General features: G+C 44.0%; 2 tRNA genes and 1 rRNA gene. All 3 read right to left on the reverse strand.

Going from position 1 to position 605, the window contains the following annotated elements:
- Nucleotides 1-94: 94 nt before the first annotated feature.
- A tRNA-Ala gene (locus E2R66_RS28170) sits at nucleotides 95-168 on the reverse strand.
- Between the two features lie 90 nt (nucleotides 169-258).
- A tRNA-Ile gene (locus E2R66_RS28175) sits at nucleotides 259-333 on the reverse strand.
- Between the two features lie 164 nt (nucleotides 334-497).
- A 16S ribosomal RNA gene (locus E2R66_RS28180) occupies nucleotides 498-605 on the reverse strand; the annotation flags it as partial.

Here is a 605-nt window from a genome sequence, read left to right on the forward strand (position 1 = left end):
TACTTCTTCCAATATGTCAAAGAACTTGTCCCAATATGATATCAATATCATAACTTGCATTATATCCTAACCCTTTCGGGCATCGGTGGGAATGTGGAGAATAACGGATTCGAACCGTTGACCCCCTGCGTGCAAGGCAGGTGCTCTAGCCAGCTGAGCTAATCCCCCTTTCAGATGTTGGTTGATTAAGTGAGTTGTCGATTTGTAAGTAGTTATATAACCACTCTCTATTCTCCATTCACTAATCTCCGCCTCTAGTAGTCCCGAGCAGATTTGAACTGCTGACCCCTACATTATCAGTGTAGTGCTCTAACCAAACTGAGCTACAGGACTGTTTTTATCGTACAATACTGCCACTACATGGCTGAACCACTGATGGCTTCATCTTCCGGGTTGTTTCATCAGAGATATTAAGAAAATAATCATGCAGGTAACAGCTTTTGAGCTGTTTGTTAGTGGAAAATACTTTTTGCTTAAGATTAGGGATAATGCTCCAGAAAGGAGGTATTCCAGCCACACCTTCCGGTACGGCTACCTTGTTACGACTTAGCCCCAGTTACCGACTTTACCCTAGGACGCTCCTTACGGTTACGCACTTCAGGCAC

This window comes from Mucilaginibacter psychrotolerans (assembly GCF_004519315.1).
Classification (GTDB): domain Bacteria; phylum Bacteroidota; class Bacteroidia; order Sphingobacteriales; family Sphingobacteriaceae; genus Mucilaginibacter; species Mucilaginibacter psychrotolerans.